Genomic DNA, 18,647 nt, shown 5'->3' on the forward strand with positions numbered 1-18,647 from the left:
TCCGCGGCATGGATGCCGCGGCCAAGCCCCCAGGGATGGGTTTACGGCGTCCCCCGCAACCGGACCCACCCCGCCATCCCACGGATAGTCCGCGTTTGACGTTGCTGTTGCTGTTGCTGTTGCCGGCCAGCGGCCGGCACTACCTACCACTGCGGGTGCAGGGCCGCAGGCCCTGCAGAACAGCCTCAGCTGCGCATGCCCACGCCACGGCGCAACAACCACAGCGCCAGCGCCGTCAGCACCACCACGAAACCGATCATCAGCGCATACGCCACCACCACCGGCACATCGCTGCTGCCCAGCAGGCCATAGCGGAACGCGTTGACCATGTAGAAGATCGGGTTCGCGTGCGTGGCCGCCTCCGCCCATGGCGGCAGCAGCTCCACCGAATAGAACACGCCGCCCAGGTAGGTCAGCGGAGTCAGGATGAAGGTCGGCACGATCGCCACGTCATCGAACTTCTTCGCATACACCGCGTTGATGAAGCCGGCCAGCGAGAAGATCGTCGCGCCCAGGATCACCGTGGTCAGCGTCACCAGCGGATGCGGGATGCGCACCGGAGTGAAGAACATCGCGATGATCAGCACGATCACGCCCACCATCAGGCCGCGCAGCACCGCACCGGCCACGTAGCCCCACAGGATCACCCAGTTCGGCATCGGGCTGACCAGCAGCTCTTCCACGTGGCGGCCGAACTTGGCGCCGAAGAATGAGGAGCTGATGTTGCCGTAGCTGTTCTGGATCACGCTCATCATCACCAGGCCCGGCACGATGAACTGCATGTAGGTGTAGCCGCCCATGTCGCCCACGCGCGAACCGATCAGGCCGCCGAAGATCAGGAAGTACAGGGTCATGGTAATCGCCGGCGGTACCAGGGTCTGGCCCCAGATGCGCATGATGCGGGCGACTTCGCGGCGCACGATGGTCATCAGTGCGATGCGGTTGCGCTGGCCGTCGGTCAGGACCGGGGTCGGGGTGCTGCTCATGCGGACGTCTCCTGGTTGCCAGTGAGGCGCACGAACAGTTCCTCCAGGCGGTTGCTCTTGGTACGCATCGAGCGCACGCGGATGCCCGCCGCGTTCAGTGCCTCGAACACGCGGTTGAGGTCCATCGCACGTGGCATGTCGATGTCCAGCGTATGGCCGTCGGTGGCGGTCAGGGTTGCCCCCTCGATCACCGGCAACTGGGCGGGCAGGGTGCCGTCGATGTCCAGCAGGAAGCCTTCCACGTCAAGCTTGGCCAGCAGTTCGCGCATCGGGCCCTGGGTGACGATCTGGCCGTGGTCGATGATGGCCAGGTTGCGGCACAGGTGCTCGGCCTCTTCCAGGTAGTGGGTGGTGAGGATGATCGTGGTGCCGGCGGCGTTGATCTCCTTCAGCACCCGCCACATGTCGCGGCGGATCTCGATGTCCACGCCAGCGGTCGGTTCGTCCAGGATCAGCAGGCGCGGCCGGGTCATCATCGCGCGGGCGATCATCAGCCGGCGCTTCATGCCACCTGACAGGGTGCGGCTCATCACCTGCGCCTTCTCCCACAGGTGGGCGCGCTTGAGCTCGACTTCGGCCATCTGCTCGGCTTCGGCGCGCGGCACGCCGTAGAAGCCGGCGTAGTTCACCAGGATGTCGAAGGGCTTTTCAAACAGGTTGAAGTTGATCTCCTGCGGCACCAGCCCGATCAGGCGCATGGTGGCGCTGCGGTTGCGCACCAGGTCGCTGCCGAACACTTCCACCTGGCCCTCGCTGAGGTTGACCAGGGAACTGATGATGCCGATCAGGGTGGACTTGCCGGCACCGTTCGGGCCCAGCAGGGCGAAGAAGTCGCCCGGGGCCACTTCCAGCGAGACCCCTTTCAGGGCCTGGGTGCCGTTGTCATAGGTTTTACGCAGGTCGCGCACGCGCAGGGCGGGCGCCGTATCGTTCAGGGAAGCCAAGCTCGAAGCCTTCGCGCCCATGGGCTGGCGCTGGAGAGGGGCGGGGAAGGTCTATTATAGAAGACCCCGAGGGCTTGCCCCGGCTACACACTGTCCCGAAAAGTCGTGCCTGTCCAATTCCCCATCAAACTGGTCGACCGCCGCATGCTGGCGCCCTCCATCGGCCATTACCAGTTCGTGCGTGACGACGGCCAGCCGCTGGATTTCCAGCCCGGCCAGTTCATCCAGGTCCATTTCAGCTACGCCGATGGCACCGAAACCAAGCGCAGCTATTCGCTGGCGACCATCCATGACCACGCGCTGGGGCCAGGCGAGGCGGTGGATATCGCGGTCAGCTTCGTACCCGGTGGCGCCGCCACGGCGCTGTTCGAGGCGCTGGACATCGGTGGCCAGGTCAGCGCGTCCGGTCCCTACGGTCGGTTCTGCCTGAACCCGGGCGACCACAACGGCCGCTACCTGCTGATCGCCACCGGTACCGGCGTCACCCCGTACCGCTCGATGCTGCCGTTGCTGGCAACGGCGATGGCCGAGCGTGGCGTGCAGGTGGTCCTGCTGCAGGGCGCCCGCAGCCCGGGGGAGCTGCTGTACAGCGAAGACTTCTACAGCTTCGCCGAAAAGCACCCGAACTTCCGTTATGTGCCTTGCCTGTCGCGGGAACTGCCGGCCGAGCCGCACCCGGACGTACACCATGGCTATGTGCAGCAGGCGCTGGCGGCGTTCACGCCGGACCCGGCCACCGACATCGCCTACCTGTGCGGCAACCCGGACATGGTCGACGCCTGCGCCGAAGCGCTGAAGGCGGCGGGCCTGGGTAATCCGCAGATCCGCCGCGAGAAGTACGTCAGCAGCAAGTAGTGCCGGCCGCTGGCCGGCAACCCCACGCACCGGAGGCGGCATCACGCCGCCCCCGGGACCATGCCTCAGTACGGCACCCACGCATCGCGCCAGGCCGAACCCACGCCCGGCCGGTAGGCCTCGGCGTTGACGTTGCACCACGCGCCTTCCGGGAACGGGCGGCAGGCGTACAGCTTGCCGTCGGTGCCCTTCACCACGGTCTCGCCGGGCTTGTAGCTGCCAAGTCCGGCCGGGTACACGAAGTCGTAGTCGCCACCCGGCGGTGGATCCACAGGATCGACCGGATCCGGAACGCGTGTGTCGAGCTGGAACCGATGACCCGGCTTCAGATAGACGCGGTTCTCGGTGGCCGAGGCGATCGGCCTGATCACACCATTGTCCATCACACCAACGCGCGCCTGCTGTGCACTGGCGTTGACCACATGGGCCAGAGCCAGCGGCCACTGGTTCGCCGCAGTCTGGCCGGCGGCCAGGGTGATCTCCGGGCGCTCCAGATCGTTGCCTTGGGCGTTGAACACGCGCAGGGTCAGGGTGGTGCCCACTTCCAGCGCGCCGCGGGCGGTGACCGGACCGGCATCCTGCCATTGCGGTGGCGGCTCGACGCCACCGCCTCCCTCGAAACGCACGTCCATGCAGGTATAGAAGGCCTCGGCCGAATCCGAGCGCTGCCAGGTGTTGTAGATCAGGTGCTGGCCGCTGCGCTGGGGCAGTGGGCAGTCCAGCTTGTAGACACCGCCCGCGGACAACGGGACGTCGCCCAGCGTGCAGAACTCCTGCAGGTCGGCCCAGCGCAGCGGGCTGCCCGGCTGCCAGCCATCGCGGGTGACGTAGAACTTCCATTCGCGGGTGGCATGCGGGGCAGAGGCAAGAAATTCAAAGGTGTAACGGCCGTTGCCATCGGCGCGGATCGGCGTGGTCGACCAATCGGACCGGTCTAGATCCAGGCCGCGGTACTTGCTGTTGCCACCGCTGCACAGCTCGCCGTCGGGAACGACTGCCTGGTGGTTGCCATTGGCATTGGCCTGGTTGATGCCGGCCCAGTCGTAGAAGGGCTGTGCGCCGCCGATGTCCTTGGCCGCAGCACAGGCGGGGTTGGTCGGCTGCTCTGGATTGCCCTGGTAGCAGGCGTACACCCGGCTGGTGGGTTTGGACATGGTGCCGTGTGCCAGCGCGCTGGCAGAGGCGCCCAGGCTGGCGATGGCAGCCACCGCGAGAGCAAGTCGATTGAGCGGTTGCATGATGGGGTCCTGTGGACGGTGGAAGGTCCAGCGAGTCTCCACACGATGCACAGCGCTAACCATTCAACGATTCCGAAAAGCTGCAGGCTGCGACGGGATGTGCAGTGCCTGCGCGAACGGGTTAACACTTCAAGCCGGACCCGCAGGCCTGCCTCTGCCCCATTGCAGAAGCGGGGCGGCACGCGCGCGCCACCCCCGCTCAGTCACTCAGTCACTCAGTACGGCAGCCAGGCATCGCGCCAGGCCGAACCCACACCCGGCCGGTACGCCTCGGCATTGACGTTGCACCACGCGCCTTCCGGGAACGGGCGGCAGGCGTACAGCTTGCCGTCGCTGCTCTTCACCACGGTCTGCCCGGGCACGTAGCTGCCGATACCGGCCGGATACACATGGTCGAAATCACCGCCGGGTGACGGCGTACCCGGATCTGGCACCTTGGTGTCCAGCTGGAAGCGATTGCCATCCTTCAGGTACACGCGGTTGTCGGTGGCCGAGGCGGTGGGCGTGATCGCGCCGTTGCTGAGTACGCCGACGCGCGCATGCTGGGCAATGGCGTTGACCTTGCGCGCAAGCGCCAACGGCCACTGCGCCGGCGTGGTCTGGCCTGCGGCCAAGGTGGCTTCCACGCGTTCCACGTCGTTGCCGTTGGCATTGAACACACGCAGCGCCAGGGTGGTGCCCACCGGCAGCTCGGTACGTGCAGTCACCGGCCCGGCATCCTGCCACTGCGGCACCGGCGTGGTACCGCCGCCGCCTTCAAAGCGCACGTCCATGCAGGTATAGAACGCTTCGGTGGAATCGGCGCGCTGCCAGGTGTTGTAGATCACATGCTGGCCGCTGCGCTGCGGCAGCGTGCACTGCAGCTTGTAGGTGCCATCGGCCGACAGCGGCGTGTTGCCCAGCGAGCAGAATTCCTGCAGGTCGGCCCAGCGCAGCGGGCTGCCCGGTTGCCAGCCGGCGCGGGTGACGTAGAACTTCCAGTCGCGCGTAGCGTGCGGGGCGGTCGCCTTGAACACGAAGGTGAACCTGCCGTTCGCATCGGGCTGGATCGGTGTGGTCTGCCAGTCGCTGCGCTCCAGGTCCAGGCCGCGGAAGGTCGGGTTGTTGCCGCTGCACAGCTTGCCGTCGGGCACCACGGCCTGATGGTTGCCGTTGGCATTGGCCTGGTTGATGCCGTTCCAGTCGTAGAACGCCTGCGAGCCGGCCACTGCCTTGGCGGCCGCGCAGGCCGGGTTGGTGGGGTTCTCCGGGTTGCCCTGGAAGCAGGCATAGACGCGGCTGACCGGGGTGATCATCGTGCCGTGTGCAGCGGCGTTGCCGGCAACCCCAACACCGGCGCCAACGAAGACGGTGGCCAACAGCAATGGGGTGTATCGCAGAGACATGGCGCATCCTTGTGGTCGTCGAAGGGAGCGGTGACCGCAGCACCCACGCCGTATCGCGCGACGGACGAGGAGCGGTACCGCCGCGAGTATCGAGCTGCAACACGCAGTGGGAAACCACGTCAATGCCGATCCGTGACTACGTGTGTGAAGCCCTTCCCGCAGGCTTCACGCCACACTGAACGAACACGCTGGCGGTCACGCCTGCGGCGCGGCGACGATCACGTTCCCGTGCAACGTCATTGCCGCGGGGGGCCGACCCGATTCACCTGGCACGAAAAGCATCCATGTCCTGCGTTGTGCAGCTGCACGAAGGCCACCGTTGTATCGGCGAACAGCCGGTCCAGGTGCGTGGCAACCTCGGTGCCCTGGCAGACCAGGCCGCTCAGCATGAAGTCCGCGCTGTCATAGGCGCGCACCGAGATCAGCCGACGCTGCACGTAGGCAGGTACCACGCCCGCTGGCAGCACGCAGCGGGTTGCACCGCGCTGCACGAAGATCGGGCCCGAGGCGCGGTATGGCGAATGCGTGGCCAGGTGTGTGTAGGGCAGCAGAAGCAGTTCTGCACCGGCAGGCGCGTCGGTCAGGCTGACCCTGCAGGGGTAGCCGCCGCTGTCGCCGGCGCGCCGGCGCACGATTCCCCGCGTGGCCAGCGCATCGTCGCTGGATTCGAAAAGCGCCTCGAACGGCTGGTGGTCGATGCCACTGAGTTGCCACGGATGCATGGAGTGTCTCCCGGTTCTGCGCGCATTCTGCCGGCGCCACGGGCCGCCTGCTCGCCATTTTCCGCCACCTCATCGCGCTGGCCGATACCGCCCTGTAGCGGGCAAAGGACGAGGGTCGCAACCGCCTGGTGGCCGTGCCGACGCCGGCCCAGGACATCCGCCTGTCGCCGCCAGCGCCCGGCGCGTGTAAGTTGGGTCACATTCGATTGGTCACATCTGCCGCGGCACACCGTCGTGGTGGACAGGAACATCCCCAGGGGAATCACGCACGATGCAAAGACACCATTTCGCGCGGGCCGGGTTGCTGGCCAGCATGCTGATTGCCGGCTGCAGTGCACCGCCGCAGGCAGGGTCCGACGGCGCGGGCGATACACCCAGCCGCCGCTACGGCCAGATCGATTTCCGCCCCTGCACGCTGGCCACCGAAGGCGCCAATGCCAACGTCGAGGCGCAGTGCGCGACGTTCCAGGTGCCCGAAGACCGGAGCAGGCCGGATGGCCGCAGGATCGATCTGCGCGTGGCCTGGCTGGAGTCGGGCAACAGCGGTTCGGGCCTGCCGGACCCGGTGTTCTTCCTGGCCGGCGGACCTGGCCAAGCGGCCAGCGAGGTGGCCGTCATCGTCGATACGGCACTGCGCCAGGTGCGCAAGCAGCGCGACATTTTCCTGATCGACCAGCGCGGCACCGGCGGCTCCAATCCGCTCAGCTGCCTGGGCGCGGACGGCAAGGAGCTGCCGATGGATGAAGACGCTGCGCCCAGCGAGGCGCTGCTGCGCGAGTACGCGGAGCGCTGCGCTGCGTCGCTGAAGGGCCGTGCCGACCCGCGCTTCTATACCACCGCCGAAGCCATCGCCGATCTGGACGCGGTACGCCAGGCGCTGGGCGCCAACACGCTGAACCTGGTCGGTGGCTCGTACGGCACCCGCGTTGCCCAGCGCTACGCGGCCGCGTACCCGCAGCACACCCGCAGCATCGTGATCGATGGCGTGGTACCGAACGAGCTGGTGGTCGGCGGCGATTTCGCCACGACCTTCGACAACGCGATCACCCTGCAGTCCGAGCAGTGCCGCAAGGACGCTGTCTGCAGCAAGCGCTTTCCGGTCGACACCCGTGCGCAGCTGCGCAGCGTGGTGGAAACCCTGCGCCGCGCGCCGGTCACGGTCGACTACCGCGACCCCGGCACCAACGCACCGCGGCAGGAGGTGCTGACCCCGGACAGCGTGGTCGGCCTGGCGTTCGCCTTCTCCTACGTACCGCAGTACTCCTCGCTGTTGCCGCTGGTGCTGGATGAAGCGGCACAGGGTCGCTATGCACCACTGGCGTCGCTGGCGCGCGGTGCGACCCGCAGCATGGATTTCCAGATCAACCGCGGCATGCAGTGGTCGGTGATCTGCAGCGAAGACGCTCCGCGCTACCAGGCGCCGGCCGAAAGCAGCGACAGCCTGGTCGGCCCGGAAGTGGCGCGCGCGTTCTTCGCCGCCTGTCCGGTGTGGCCGCACCAACCGGCCGCGGCGGCTGCGGCAGTGCCGCTGCACAGCGAGCTGCCAGTGCTGCTGCTGTCCGGCGAACTGGACCCGGTGACGCCGCCGCGTTACGCCGAGCAGGTGCTCAAGGGCCTGCCGAAGGGACGCGCGCTGGTTGCCCGCGGCCAAGGCCACGGCACCCTCACCGCCGGCTGCATGCCACGCCTGCTCGGCCAGTTCATCGACACCACCGATGCCAAGGCGCTGGATGCCAGCTGCCTGGACACGCTGAGCTACGTGCCGGCGTTCACCTCGTTCAACGGATGGGCCCCATGATCGTCGCCGACAACCTGCACAAGGCCTTCAATACCCGCACCGGTCGCATCCAGGCGGTGGCCGATGTCGGCTTCCGCGCCGAGGACGGCCGCATCACCGGCCTGCTCGGGCCGAACGGCGCCGGCAAGACCACCACCATGCGCATGCTGTACACGCTGATGACGCCCGATGAAGGCAGCATCACCGTCGATGGCATCGACGCGGCCCGCGATCCGGTGGAAGTGCGTCGCCACCTCGGCGTGCTGCCGGATGCACGTGGCGTCTACAAGCGGCTGACCGCACGCGAGAACATCGCCTACTTCGGCGAGCTGCATGGCCTGTCCGCATCGCGCATCCGCGAACGCATCGAAGTGCTGTCGCATGCGCTGGACATGGCCGACATCCTCGATCGGCAGACCGATGGCTTCTCGCAGGGCCAGCGCACCAAGACCGCCATTGCCCGCGCGCTGGTGCACGACCCACGCAACGTGATCCTTGATGAGCCCACCAACGGCCTGGACGTGATGACCACCCGCGCGCTGCGCCGCTTCCTGCTGGGCCTGCGCGAGGAAGGGCGCTGCGTGATCCTGTCCAGCCACATCATGCAGGAGGTCGGTGCGCTGTGTGACCACATCGTGATCATCGCCAAGGGTACGGTGATGGCCGCCGGCAGTGCCGATGAACTGCGCGCGCAGTCCGGCGAGCCCAACCTGGAAGATGCGTTCGTGAAACTGATCGGCAGCGAAGAGGGCCTGCACGCATGAGCATGATGTCGACCCTGATGACGGTGATGCGCAAGGAACTGCGCGACCTCTCGCGTGACCGCCGCACACTGCTGCTGACCCTGCTGTTCGGCCCCGTGCTGTACCCGCTGCTGATCCTGGGCATGGGCAAGCTGGCTGAAAGCCGCGTGCGGATCCAGATCGAACAGCCGCTGCAGATCCCGACCATCGGTGCGGAGAATGCGCCGAACCTGGTGCGCTTCCTGGCGGCGCAGGGATTGAACGCCGCGCCGGCACCGAAGGATCTGGCCGAAGCGATCCGCTCGCAGGAGATCGACGTCGCCCTGCGCATCAGCCCTGAGTTCGGCAAGGACTGGGCCGATGGCAAGCCCGCGCTGGTGGAAGTGATCCGTGACAGCACCCGTCGTGCCGCCGAAGTGCCCAGTGCGCGGCTGCAGGCGGCCCTGGCAACCTACAACGGCCAGGTTGGTGCGCTGCGGCTGATGGCGCGTGGCGTCGACGCACAGGTTGCACGACCGCTGGATGTGGCCACCCAGGACATGGCCAGTGCCGAGGCCAAGCGCGGCATGATGCTGTCGATGCTGCTGCCGGTGCTGCTGACGCTGACCTCGTTCATCGGCGGCGCCTACCTGGTGATGGATGCCACCGCCGGCGAGCGCGAACGGCAATCGCTGGAGCCGTTGCTGGCGACCCCGGGATCGCGCAGTGCCATCGTCAGCGGCAAGATCGCCGCCGCCTGCGTGGTCGGCTTCGCCTCGTTGCTGCTGACCTTGATTGCGTTCAAGGCCAGCGCACAGATCGCGCCCGGCAACGTCGGCCGGCAGCTCAACATGAACATCGGCTCGATGCTGCAGATGCTGCTGGTGATGGTGCCGATGCTGCTGATCGGCACCTCGTTGCTGACCTTCCTCTCGGCTGCGGCCAAGAGCATGAAGGAAGCGCAGAGCCACATGACCTGGCTGGTGCTGCTGCCGATGCTGCCCGGCTACGCGCTGATGGCTTACCCGGTGAAGAGCGAGCTGTGGCAGTACGCGGTGCCGTTCCTGTCGCAGAACCAGATGCTGCTGAAGGTGATCCGCCACGAGGACATCAGCCCGACCATCTGGGCGATCTACCTCGGCGCCAGCCTGGCGCTGGCCGCCGTGCTGTGGTTCGCCGCCGTGCGCCGCTACCACAACGAGCGGCTGGCGATTTCCGGCTGAGTGGAACCGGTAGCGCCGGGCCATGCCCGGCGGATGTGGCACGAGGCCCGGTCATGCCGGGCCTCGTGCATTTCAGCGCTGTGAAGCGTTTCCTTCTGCATACCGCGCCGGCGTCACTCCCATCTCGCGCTTGAATATCGCGATGAAAGCGCTGGGCGTGTCGTAGCCCAATGACAGCGCCACGGTAGTGACGGATTCACCGGCCAGCAATCGCGGCAGCGCCAGCAGCACGCGCAGGCGCTGCCGCCAGCGGGTCAGGGTCATGTTCGTTTCGGCCTGCCAGCGGCGGGCGAGGCTGCGACTGGACAGGCCGCTGGCGACTGCCCAATCCTCGACGGTGCGGGTGTCATGTGGCGCACGTGCTAGGGCGGCGGCGATGCGGCGCAGGCGGCGGTCGCTGGGTTGCTGGAGTGCCAGCGGCAATGGCGTGCCGGCGGCGATCTCATCAATGATCACCCCAGCCAAGCGCTGTTGCCCCGCATCCAACGCCTGCCCGCACCAGTGCAGTGCCCGCGGCACCGCCACCTGCAGCAGGTCGCTGGGCTGGAAGATGCGCGGTGCATTGGGCAGTCCCGCGCAGGCCGCCTTGCTGAAGTACAGGCTCCAGCCATCGAAGCTGCCGATGCTGGAAAGCGCATGCGGCTGCTGTGGCGGAAGCCACGCCACGTGCCCGGCCGGAAGCAGCCAGTGGGTGTCGCCCACCTCGATCCGCAACAGGCCGGTGTGGGCGCCCAGCAGTTGCCCGCGCGCGTGCTGGGGCGGGCGGTGCGCCGTGAACCCGGCATCGCCAGCTGCGTGCCGAGCAGGGCCGGCCCGCCGCTGGCCTCAGCCAACGCAGGGTCGATCAGTGGTGTCTGGAATGTCTGTTCTGCCATATCCATTGGCAGTTATACGGCAGAACCGCCGGTGGCGAGCGTCGACACTGGGCGTCCACCTCCCAGGAGCACGCCATGCAGCCGCACGACATCCTTTCCGACCACCAGAACGAGGTGCAGGTGAACGGCCTCACCGTACGCAAGGGCAGCGTCGGCGCCTTTCTCGCCACCGTGCGGGAGTGGCAGGACCCGGCCCGTGATGCCGACCTCCGTGCCGCCGCCGAAGCTGATCTGCGCGGCCTGCTGCCCGGGCTGCACGCGCTGGGCCTGTTCCAGGTGCTGACCGCGCGTGATCCTGCGCTGCAACGGTTGATCGACAGCGCAGCCTGAAACGCACAAGGCCCGGACATGCCGGGCCTTGCTCCAGAACCGCCGGGCGCGGCCCGGCGCTACCGCCTTGGGCATCAGCCGCCCGGTGCGAACACCAGCGTGCGGCGGGTGGTGACCGGGGCCGTCACCGGCTCGAAGCGCCAGCGCTTGACCGCGTTGAGGGCTTCGCGATCGAAGACACGCGATGGCGTGGCGCGCAGTACGCGCGCATTGGTCACCGAGCCGTCGGTGCCGACGGTGATCTCCACCAGGACTTCGCCGGAGGTACCCGAACGCAGTGCTTCGGCCGGGTAACGCGGGGCTGGCGTGCTGACCGGGCGCAGGCTTGGCGCAGCGGCGGTCGCGGCTTGGCGGGCGGCGTTGGCCTGCTGCGCAGCGGCCTGCTGCTGCTTCTGCTCGGCATCGCGACGCGCGGCAGCCTGGCGCTCGGCTTCCTGGCGCTCGCTGTCACGGCGGGCAACGTCCTGCTGCGCAGCAATCTGCTTGGCCGCTTCGGCTTCCTTGGCACGCTGTTCGGTCAGGCGCTGCTGCTCGGCCAGCTGCTTGGTGCGGTCTTCAGCGTCCTTCTTGACCTTCTCGGTCTCGTCTTCGGTGCGCTTGGCGGCAACCTGCACGCCCTTGGTCAGGCCTTCCTTCAGGCGCGGCAGGGCCGGGGCCGAGGCATCGACCTTTTCGATCAGGGCGACCAGCCGCTGCGCTTCAGTGAAATCCTCGCGGCCCAGATGCTGCTCGGCGGCGATCAGGGTGTACGGCAGAAGATCGGTCAGCGCGCTCTTCACCGAGGCATCGTCCGGCGTCTTGTCGCGCAGTGCCAGGTAGTACTCGATGGCGTTGTCGCCGGCCGGGGCGTACATGCGGTTCTCGCGCAGTGCCTGGCTGGCCGATTCGCGCAGCTGCTCGGTACCCATCGACTGCACCTTGGCGGCCACTGCCGGTGCGGCTGGTGCTGCAGCGGCGGGAGCGGCGGCGCCCTGCGCGGCCGGAGCCGGTGTTTCATCCTTGCCCGAGCAGGCAGCCAGGGCCAAAGCCAGAGCGACCGGCAACCACCGGCGCGCGGCAGCGATCATTGCGACGTGCGACATCCTGCTCCCCTCTAAGAAGACGACGTTACGAAAAACGTAGATACGCATGGCCGGGACGCAAGGTCCGGGCGTGGCGGGGGACGTTTCCCAGCGTCACCGTCGCCTGTAGCGAGGGTGCAATCTAGCATCCCGGCCTCACCTGCGCACAAGGGCAGGCGTAGCGGGCCGGTGGCGGCACAGGGACCGCCACCGGGATTGGGATCAATGGACGGCAGACTTGCCGTGGCTCTCAGCCTTGTCGTGGCTGCCGGACATCAGCTTGTCGGTCCACGCGATGCCGATGGCCGACAGGATGAACACGCAGTGGATGATGGTCTGCCAGAGGACGCCGTCGGCCGTCAGCATCGAGCAGCGCGCTACGCCGATGTTGGCGGCAGCCACGCTCATCTGCTCCGGGGTGCACAGCGGGATACCGCCCAGCGCGCCGGTGGCGATGAACGTCTTCAACAGATGGATCGAGGAGATGCCGATGATCGCCATCGCCAGCTTCACCTTCAGCACGCTGGCGTTGACGTGGCTCAGCCATTCCGGCTGGTCCGGGTGGCCTTCCAGACGCAGGCGCGAGACGAAGGTTTCATAGCCGCCGACGATCACCATCACCAGCAGGTTGGAGATCATCACCACGTCGATCAGGCCCAGCACGATCAGCATGATCTGCTGCTCGCCCATCGACACCGAGTGCGAGATCAGGTGCCACAGTTCCTTGCCGAACAGGAACACATAGACGCACTGGGCAACGATCAAACCCAGGTACAGCGGCAGCTGCAGCCAGCGCGAGGCGAAGATCAGGGTGGACAGCGGGGAGAGCGGCGGACGGTTTGCACTCATGCGGAGGATGCTGCGTTTCGGGGGAGAGGCGAGGTTACCGGCCCGCCATGACGGTGCCAAGCCAACGCACGCACTAGACTTCAGGTTCCTTTCCGTACCCCAGAGCCGCCGCCATGATCGACCTGTATTACTGGCCTACCCCGAACGGCCACAAAGTGACCCTGCTGCTGGAAGAAGCCGGCCTGGAGTACCGCATCCATCCGGTCAACATCGGTTCGGGCGACCAGTTCAAGCCGGAATTCCTGGCCATTTCCCCCAACAACAAGATGCCGGCCATCGTCGACCACGCCCCGGCCGACGGCGGTGCCCCGCTGAGCGTGTTCGAGTCCGGTGCGATCCTGCTGTACCTGGCCGAGAAGACCGGCCGCTTCCTGCCGGCCGACCCGCGTGGCCGCGTCACCACCCTGGAATGGCTGTTCTGGCAGATGGCCGGGCTGGGCCCGATGAGCGGGCAGATGGGCCACTTCAATGTGTACGCACCGGAGAAGATCCCGTACGCGATCGAGCGCTACGACAATGAAGTGCGCCGCCTGCACGGGGTGATGGACAAGCGCCTGGCCGAGCACGCCTTCCTGGCCGGCGAGGAGTACACCATCGCCGACATGGCCAGCTACCCGTGGGTTGGCGCCTACGACAAGCTGCCGGCGGACTTCGACGCGTTCCCGAACCTCAAGCGCTGGCACCAGGCCATCGCCGCCCGCCCGGCGACCCAGCGCGCCTATGCGCTGCGCCAGCAGGTCAACCCGGACGCGGGCAAGCCGCTCAGCGACGAAGAGCGCAGGCACCTGTTCGGCAAGCGCTGACCCGGGAAGGTGGGTGCCGACCGTTGGTCGGCACTCATTATGGGAAGACCTCATGGGCAGAAGGTCATGCTGTCTTCCTGCACCGGCTTGGTTAGGATGGACGCTGACCGTCCCGCGCCTGTCGCGGTGGCGGACCTGCCGTTTGCCGGGATCCTCCATGCGCCATCTGTTCGCCTCGCTCGCCCTCATGCTTGCCACCAGTACCGTCGCCCACGCTGAAAAACTCACCCTGGAAGCCATCACCGGCCCGCTGCCGTTGTCCGGCCCGACCCTGATGAAGCCGAAGGTGGCGCCGGATGGTTCGCGCGTGACCTTCCTGCGCGGCAAGGACAGCGACCGCAACCAGCTGGACCTGTGGAGCTATGACATCGGCAGCGGCCAGACCCGCCTGCTGGTGGATTCGAAGGTGGTGCTGCCCGGCACCGAAACCCTCAGCGACGAGGAAAAGGCCCGCCGCGAGCGCCAGCGCATCGCCGCCATGACCGGCATCGTCGACTACCAGTGGTCGCCGGACGCGCAGCGCCTGCTGTTCCCGCTGGGTGGCGAGCTGTACCTGTACGACCTCAAGCAGGAAGGCAAGGCCGCGGTGCGCCAGCTGACCCACGGCGAAGGCTTTGCCACCGACGCCAAGCTGTCGCCCAAGGGCGGCTTCGTCAGCTTCATCCGCGGCCGCAACCTGTGGGTAATCGACCTGGCCAGCGGAAAGCAGATGCAGCTGACCGGGGATGGCAGCACGACCATCGGCAACGGTGTCGCCGAATTCGTCGCCGACGAAGAGATGGATCGCCATACCGGTTACTGGTGGGCACCCGACGATTCGGCCATCGCCTACGCCCGCATCGATGAAAGCCCGGTGCCGGTGCAGAAGCGTTACGAAGTCTATGCCGACCGCACCGATGTGATCGAACAGCGCTACCCGGCCGCCGGCGATGCCAACGTGCAGGTGAAGCTGGGTGTTATCTCGCCGGCCGAACATTCGCAGACGCAGTGGATCGACCTCGGCAAGGAACAGGACATCTACCTGGCCCGCGTCGATTGGCGCGATCCGCAGCACCTGAGCTTCCAGCGCCAGTCGCGCGACCAGAAGAAGCTCGACCTGGTGGAAGTCACCCTGGCCTCGAACCAGCAGCGCGTGCTGGCCCACGAGACCAGCCCGACCTGGGTGCCGCTGCACAACAGCCTGCGTTTCCTCGATGACGGCAGCGTGCTGTGGTCGTCCGAGCGCACCGGCTTCCAGCATCTGTACCGCATCGACAGCAAGGGCAAGGCCACCGCGCTGACCCACGGCAACTGGTCGGTGGATGAACTGCTGGCGGTCGATGAAAAGGCCGGCCTGGCGTACTTCCGCGCCGGCATCGAATCGGCGCGCGAAAGCCAGATCTACGCCGTCCCACTGCAGGGTGGCCAGCCGCAGCGCCTGTCGAAGGCGCCAGGCATGCACAGCGCCAGCTTCGCGCGCAACGCCAGCGTGTACGTGGACAGCTGGTCCAACAGCAGCACGCCGCCGCAGATCGAACTGTTCCGCGCCAATGGCGAGAAGATCGCCACCCTGGTCGAGAACGATCTGGCCGATCCCAAGCATCCGTATGCACGCTACCGCGACGCGCAGCGCCCGGTCGAATTCGGCACGCTCACCGCGGCCGACGGCAGGACGCCGCTGAACTACAGCGTGATCAAGCCGGCAGGCTTTGATCCGGCCAAGCGCTACCCGGTGGCGGTGTACGTGTATGGCGGCCCGGCCAGCCAGACCGTCACCGACAGCTGGCCTGGCCGTGGCGACCATCTGTTCAACCAGTACCTGGCCCAGCAGGGCTATGTGGTGTTTTCGCTGGACAACCGCGGTACACCGCGCCGCGGCCGTGACTTCGGTGGCGCGCTGTATGGCAAGCAGGGCACGGTGGAAGTGGCCGACCAGCTGCGCGGCGTGGCCTGGCTGAAGCAGCAGCCGTGGGTGGACCCGGCGCGCATCGGCGTGCAGGGCTGGTCCAACGGCGGCTACATGACCCTGATGCTGCTGGCCAAGGCGTCGGACAGCTACGCCTGTGGCGTGGCCGGCGCACCGGTCACCGATTGGGGCCTGTACGACAGCCACTACACCGAGCGCTACATGGACCTGCCGTCGCGCAACGACGCCGGTTACCGCGAAGCACGCGTGCTGACCCACATCGAGGGCCTGCGCTCGCCGCTGCTGCTGATCCACGGCATGGCCGACGACAACGTGCTGTTCACCAATTCGACCAGCCTGATGAGCGCGCTGCAGAAGCGCGGCCAGCCGTTTGAACTGATGACCTACCCCGGTGCCAAGCACGGCCTGTCCGGTGCCGACGCACTGCATCGCTACCGCGTTGCCGAAGCTTTCCTGGGGCGTTGCCTGAAACCTTGATCATCATCCGGGAAGGAGCCCGCCCATGACCCTGCCGCCGCCGATTCCTGCGCCCTCCACCCTGGCTTCCGGCTGGTGGTGCCGGCATTGGCGTTGGGCGATGCCGTTGGCGGTGCTGCTGTTCCTGGCCGCACTGGGCGGCGCCATCGCCTGGAGCCTGCTGCGCTGGACCGAGGCCGCGCACGACAGTGCGCCGATGCGCGAGGCCATGCGCCGCGCCGGCTGCAGCGTCGAACTGGTGCAGGTGTTCGGGGAACCGCTGCAGGCCGGCACGCTGCCGCTGGGCAGCATGCAGACCGCCATCAACGGCGAGCGCGACGTTGGCCTGACCGTGGCGCTGGAAGGGCCGCATGCGCACGGCCGCCTGTTCGTGAAGGGCACCCGCAGCGACGACGTGTGGGATTACCCGGTGATGTACGTGCTGGCCGAAGACAAGCAGACCTTCGACCTGAGCGCGCTGGATGATGCCGAGGCGGCCGGCGAATGCGAACTGCAGGCCTGTCGCGATCGTGGCGAATGCGCGCTGACGGCAGCGCTGTAGATGGCGTGACCTCCGGCCGATTGTCGCCACCGCCGTGAGCGCGTAGGGTGCGGGCAACCCTGTCCTGGAGTGCTCCATGAAGCCGATCGCGCTTGCCATCGCCCTGGCCCTGACCGCCGCCCCGCTGCTGTCGGCCCCACCGGCCCTGGCCGCACCGGCCGCCAAGGCCTCCACGCCGGCCAGCCCGGCCTGGGTCGCGCGCAGCAATGCACTGGCGCAGATCCTGCTGGATGCGCAGGGGCCGTTCCAGCCCGAGGAGACCGGCTTCTTCGGCGTGCCCGGCTATGACGACAAGGTCGCCGACCTCGGCCCGGACAACGACCAGCGCTACCGCGCCGCGATGGCCAAGGCCCGCGACGAACTGAAGGCCAAGCTGGCCAGCGAGAAGGATCCCAACGTCCGCCAGGACCTGGAGATCATGATCGCCGCCGCCAACCAAAGCATCGAGGGCAGCGAGCTCAACCAGAAGTACCTGCTGCCGTGGCGTGATGCGCCGCAGAGCGTGTTCAGCGGCCTCAACCTGCTGCTGTCCGACCAGGTGCCGGCCGAGCGCCGGGCCAAGGCGGTCGATCGCCTCAAGGCGTATGCGGGCCTGCAGCCGGGCGGCACCGCGTTCACCACGCTGGCCCGCCAGCGTTACGAAGAGCGGTTGAAGGACAGCACGCTGCTGCAGCCGACGAAGATAGAAGTGCAGCAGTCGCTGGACAACGTCGAGACCTACATCACCGGCATCGAGTCGTTGCTGAAGAAGTACCAGGTCACTGGTGCCGACGAGGCGATGAAGGCGCTTGCCGCACAGATGAAGGACTACGCCGCATGGACCCGCAAGGAGGTGCTGCCGAAGGCACGTGCCGATGCGCGCCTGCCGGCTCCGCTGTACGCCTACCAGCTCAAGCAGGTCGGCATTGATATCGACCCGAAGCTGCTGATGCAGCGCGCGCAGCTGGAGTTCATGGAAACCCGCTCGGCGATGCGCCAGCTGGCGCCGCTGGTGGTGAAAGAGAAGGGCCTGAAGGTCAGTGATCCGAGCGACCCGGTGGCGGTGATCCGCGCGCTGAAGGGCGAGAAGATTGCCGATGACCAGCTTGAAGGCCACTACCGCAAGGTGATCGATGCCATCGATCCGTTGATCCGCGAACACCGCATCGTCGACGTGCCGCAGCGCGCGATGCAGATGCGCCTGGGTTCGGCCGCCGAAAGCGCTGCCAGCCCGGCACCGCACTTCCTGCCTGCGCCGCTGGTCAACAACACCGGGCAGCAGGGCACCTTCGTGCTGCCGCTGGGCAACCCGGCCGCCGGTGCGGGTGCGCAGTACGACGACTTCAACTTCGGTTCGGCGGCCTGGACGCTGAGCGCGCATGAAGGCCGTCCGGGCCACGAGCTGCAGTTCACCGCGATGGTCGAGCGTGGCGTGTCGCTGGCGCGCACGATGTTCGCGTTCAATTCGGTGAATGTGGAAGGCTGGGCGCTGTATGCCGAGGCGGAGATGGTGCCGTACGAGCCGCTGGACGGGCAGATGATCGCGCTGCAGTTCCGCCTGCTGCGTGCCGCCCGCGCGATGCTGGACCCGATGCTCAATCTCGGCCTGACCGACCGTGCCAACGGCGAGCGCGTGCTGATCGAGCAGGTGGGTCTGTCCAAGGCGATGGCCACCCAGGAACTGGACCGTTACATGGTGCGCATGCCGGGCCAGGCGGGCAGCTACTTCTACGGCTACACCCGCATCCTCGAACTGCGCATGCAGACCGAGCTGGCACTGGGCGCGAAGTTCGACCGCCTGGCGTTCAACAACTTCCTGCTCGACCAGGGCCTGTTGCCGCCGGACCAGCTGGCCGAAGCCGTGCAGCAGCAGTTCATCCCGAAATACAGGAAGAACTGACCGGTAGTGGGGGGGGGGGGGGGGGGGGGGGGGGGGGGGGGGGGGGGGGGGGGGGGGGGGGGGGGGGGGGGGGG

At 67.3% G+C, this 18,647-nt stretch carries 16 protein-coding genes and 1 pseudogene; 9 read left to right on the top strand and 8 right to left on the bottom strand.

Translation table 11 applies throughout. From position 1 onward, the window contains the following. Positions 1-185 precede the first annotated feature (185 nt). Positions 186-986, bottom strand: coding sequence for an ABC transporter permease (locus AC3WTC_RS19570; protein WP_025877578.1), 801 nt, complete (start codon positions 984-986; stop codon positions 186-188). Continuing rightward, complete coding sequence (locus tag AC3WTC_RS19575; protein ID WP_051501690.1) at positions 983-1,951, bottom strand: ABC transporter ATP-binding protein; 969 nt, start codon at positions 1,949-1,951, stop codon at positions 983-985. Before AC3WTC_RS19575 ends, AC3WTC_RS19570 begins: the two co-directional genes overlap by 4 nt. A gap of 84 nt (positions 1,952-2,035) precedes the next feature. Here AC3WTC_RS19575 and AC3WTC_RS19580 point away from each other — a divergent pair, with 84 nt between their 5' ends. Then, positions 2,036-2,785, top strand: coding sequence for a ferredoxin--NADP reductase (locus tag AC3WTC_RS19580; protein WP_080149594.1), 750 nt, complete (start codon positions 2,036-2,038; stop codon positions 2,783-2,785). 65 nt (positions 2,786-2,850) lie between these two features. Here the strand turns inward: AC3WTC_RS19580 and AC3WTC_RS19585 are convergent, their stop codons facing one another. From AC3WTC_RS19585 to AC3WTC_RS19595, 3 genes are all read right to left on the bottom strand, one after another. After that, positions 2,851-4,023, bottom strand: coding sequence for a lytic polysaccharide monooxygenase (locus AC3WTC_RS19585; RefSeq protein WP_492712338.1), 1,173 nt, complete (start codon positions 4,021-4,023; stop codon positions 2,851-2,853). Positions 4,024-4,238: 215 nt separating this feature from the next. Further along, positions 4,239-5,408 (bottom strand): lytic polysaccharide monooxygenase, encoded by a 1,170-nt coding sequence (locus AC3WTC_RS19590; protein WP_492712340.1) that lies wholly within the window; start codon positions 5,406-5,408, stop codon positions 4,239-4,241. Between the two features lie 236 nt (positions 5,409-5,644). Beyond that, positions 5,645-6,130, bottom strand: coding sequence for a DUF1203 domain-containing protein (locus AC3WTC_RS19595; protein ID WP_492712341.1), 486 nt, complete (start codon positions 6,128-6,130; stop codon positions 5,645-5,647). Positions 6,131-6,401: 271 nt separating this feature from the next. On the opposite strand from AC3WTC_RS19595, the gene AC3WTC_RS19600 reads away from it, so the two are divergent. Genes AC3WTC_RS19600 through AC3WTC_RS19610 form a run of 3 tightly spaced genes read left to right on the top strand, consistent with a single transcriptional unit; the run spans position 6,402 to position 9,852 of the window. Then, positions 6,402-7,928, top strand: a complete 1,527-nt coding sequence (locus AC3WTC_RS19600) for an alpha/beta hydrolase (RefSeq protein WP_492712342.1) — start codon at positions 6,402-6,404, stop codon at positions 7,926-7,928. After that, positions 7,925-8,671 carry an ABC transporter ATP-binding protein gene (locus AC3WTC_RS19605; protein WP_025877565.1) on the top strand — a complete coding sequence of 249 codons (747 nt, stop codon included), beginning with the start codon at positions 7,925-7,927 and terminating at the stop codon, positions 8,669-8,671. The genes AC3WTC_RS19600 and AC3WTC_RS19605 overlap by 4 nt, the downstream gene beginning before the upstream one ends. Next, the gene (locus AC3WTC_RS19610; protein WP_025877563.1) at positions 8,668-9,852 is read left to right on the top strand and encodes an ABC transporter permease; all 1,185 of its coding nucleotides are present in this window, start codon (positions 8,668-8,670) and stop codon (positions 9,850-9,852) included. The genes AC3WTC_RS19605 and AC3WTC_RS19610 overlap by 4 nt, the downstream gene beginning before the upstream one ends. Positions 9,853-9,924: 72 nt before the next feature. Here the strand turns inward: AC3WTC_RS19610 and AC3WTC_RS19615 are convergent. Then, positions 9,925-10,727, bottom strand: a pseudogene (locus AC3WTC_RS19615) (AraC family transcriptional regulator). Positions 10,728-10,802: 75 nt separating this feature from the next. Here AC3WTC_RS19615 and AC3WTC_RS19620 point away from each other — a divergent pair. After that, a complete protein-coding gene (locus AC3WTC_RS19620) occupies positions 10,803-11,057 on the top strand; it encodes a hypothetical protein (RefSeq protein WP_492712344.1) in 255 nt (84 codons plus the stop codon). A gap of 74 nt (positions 11,058-11,131) precedes the next feature. On the opposite strand, the gene AC3WTC_RS19625 is transcribed toward AC3WTC_RS19620, so the two are convergent. Together AC3WTC_RS19625 and AC3WTC_RS19630 are read right to left on the bottom strand one after the other, a co-directional pair. Further along, complete coding sequence (locus AC3WTC_RS19625) at positions 11,132-12,139, bottom strand: energy transducer TonB (protein WP_025877557.1); 1,008 nt, start codon at positions 12,137-12,139, stop codon at positions 11,132-11,134. 201 nt (positions 12,140-12,340) lie between these two features. Then, positions 12,341-12,967, bottom strand: coding sequence for a TIGR00645 family protein (locus tag AC3WTC_RS19630; protein ID WP_032976840.1), 627 nt, complete (start codon positions 12,965-12,967; stop codon positions 12,341-12,343). Between the two features lie 113 nt (positions 12,968-13,080). On the opposite strand from AC3WTC_RS19630, the gene AC3WTC_RS19635 reads away from it, so the two are divergent. The 4 genes from AC3WTC_RS19635 to AC3WTC_RS19650 all read left to right on the top strand — a co-directional run bounded on the left by AC3WTC_RS19635 (position 13,081) and on the right by AC3WTC_RS19650 (position 18,573). Then, positions 13,081-13,770: a glutathione binding-like protein gene (locus tag AC3WTC_RS19635; protein ID WP_080149600.1), complete on the top strand. Its 690-nt coding sequence runs from the start codon at positions 13,081-13,083 to the stop codon at positions 13,768-13,770. A gap of 157 nt (positions 13,771-13,927) precedes the next feature. Beyond that, positions 13,928-16,153 (top strand): S9 family peptidase, encoded by a 2,226-nt coding sequence (locus AC3WTC_RS19640; protein WP_492712346.1) that lies wholly within the window; start codon positions 13,928-13,930, stop codon positions 16,151-16,153. Between the two features lie 25 nt (positions 16,154-16,178). Then, the gene (locus AC3WTC_RS19645; RefSeq protein ID WP_032976843.1) at positions 16,179-16,694 is read left to right on the top strand and encodes a cytochrome c oxidase assembly factor Coa1 family protein; all 516 of its coding nucleotides are present in this window, start codon (positions 16,179-16,181) and stop codon (positions 16,692-16,694) included. A gap of 76 nt (positions 16,695-16,770) precedes the next feature. Beyond that, entirely contained in the window at positions 16,771-18,573 is a 1,803-nt protein-coding gene (locus AC3WTC_RS19650; protein WP_492712348.1) for a DUF885 domain-containing protein, read from the top strand. Positions 18,574-18,647: the final 74 nt, after the last annotated feature.

The sequence above is a fragment of the Stenotrophomonas sp. FW305-C-20-S1 genome, from assembly GCF_058783335.1.

What these genes read in the sequence shown, in the direction of transcription:
- AC3WTC_RS19570 (WP_025877578.1), bottom strand. Translation starts at nt 986, where the DNA reads ATGAGCAGCACCCCGACCCCGGTCCTGACCGACGGCCAGCGCAACCGC.
- AC3WTC_RS19575 (WP_051501690.1), bottom strand. Translation starts at nt 1,951, where the DNA reads ATGGGCGCGAAGGCTTCGAGCTTGGCTTCCCTGAACGATACGGCGCCC.
- AC3WTC_RS19585 (WP_492712338.1), bottom strand. Translation starts at nt 4,023, where the DNA reads ATGCAACCGCTCAATCGACTTGCTCTCGCGGTGGCTGCCATCGCCAGC.
- AC3WTC_RS19590 (WP_492712340.1), bottom strand. Translation starts at nt 5,408, where the DNA reads ATGTCTCTGCGATACACCCCATTGCTGTTGGCCACCGTCTTCGTTGGC.
- AC3WTC_RS19595 (WP_492712341.1), bottom strand. Translation starts at nt 6,130, where the DNA reads ATGCATCCGTGGCAACTCAGTGGCATCGACCACCAGCCGTTCGAGGCG.
- AC3WTC_RS19600 (WP_492712342.1), top strand. Translation starts at nt 6,402, where the DNA reads ATGCAAAGACACCATTTCGCGCGGGCCGGGTTGCTGGCCAGCATGCTG.
- AC3WTC_RS19605 (WP_025877565.1), top strand. Translation starts at nt 7,925, where the DNA reads ATGATCGTCGCCGACAACCTGCACAAGGCCTTCAATACCCGCACCGGT.
- AC3WTC_RS19610 (WP_025877563.1), top strand. Translation starts at nt 8,668, where the DNA reads ATGAGCATGATGTCGACCCTGATGACGGTGATGCGCAAGGAACTGCGC.
- AC3WTC_RS19620 (WP_492712344.1), top strand. Translation starts at nt 10,803, where the DNA reads ATGCAGCCGCACGACATCCTTTCCGACCACCAGAACGAGGTGCAGGTG.
- AC3WTC_RS19625 (WP_025877557.1), bottom strand. Translation starts at nt 12,139, where the DNA reads ATGTCGCACGTCGCAATGATCGCTGCCGCGCGCCGGTGGTTGCCGGTC.
- AC3WTC_RS19630 (WP_032976840.1), bottom strand. Translation starts at nt 12,967, where the DNA reads ATGAGTGCAAACCGTCCGCCGCTCTCCCCGCTGTCCACCCTGATCTTC.
- AC3WTC_RS19635 (WP_080149600.1), top strand. Translation starts at nt 13,081, where the DNA reads ATGATCGACCTGTATTACTGGCCTACCCCGAACGGCCACAAAGTGACC.
- AC3WTC_RS19640 (WP_492712346.1), top strand. Translation starts at nt 13,928, where the DNA reads ATGCGCCATCTGTTCGCCTCGCTCGCCCTCATGCTTGCCACCAGTACC.
- AC3WTC_RS19645 (WP_032976843.1), top strand. Translation starts at nt 16,179, where the DNA reads ATGACCCTGCCGCCGCCGATTCCTGCGCCCTCCACCCTGGCTTCCGGC.
- AC3WTC_RS19650 (WP_492712348.1), top strand. Translation starts at nt 16,771, where the DNA reads ATGAAGCCGATCGCGCTTGCCATCGCCCTGGCCCTGACCGCCGCCCCG.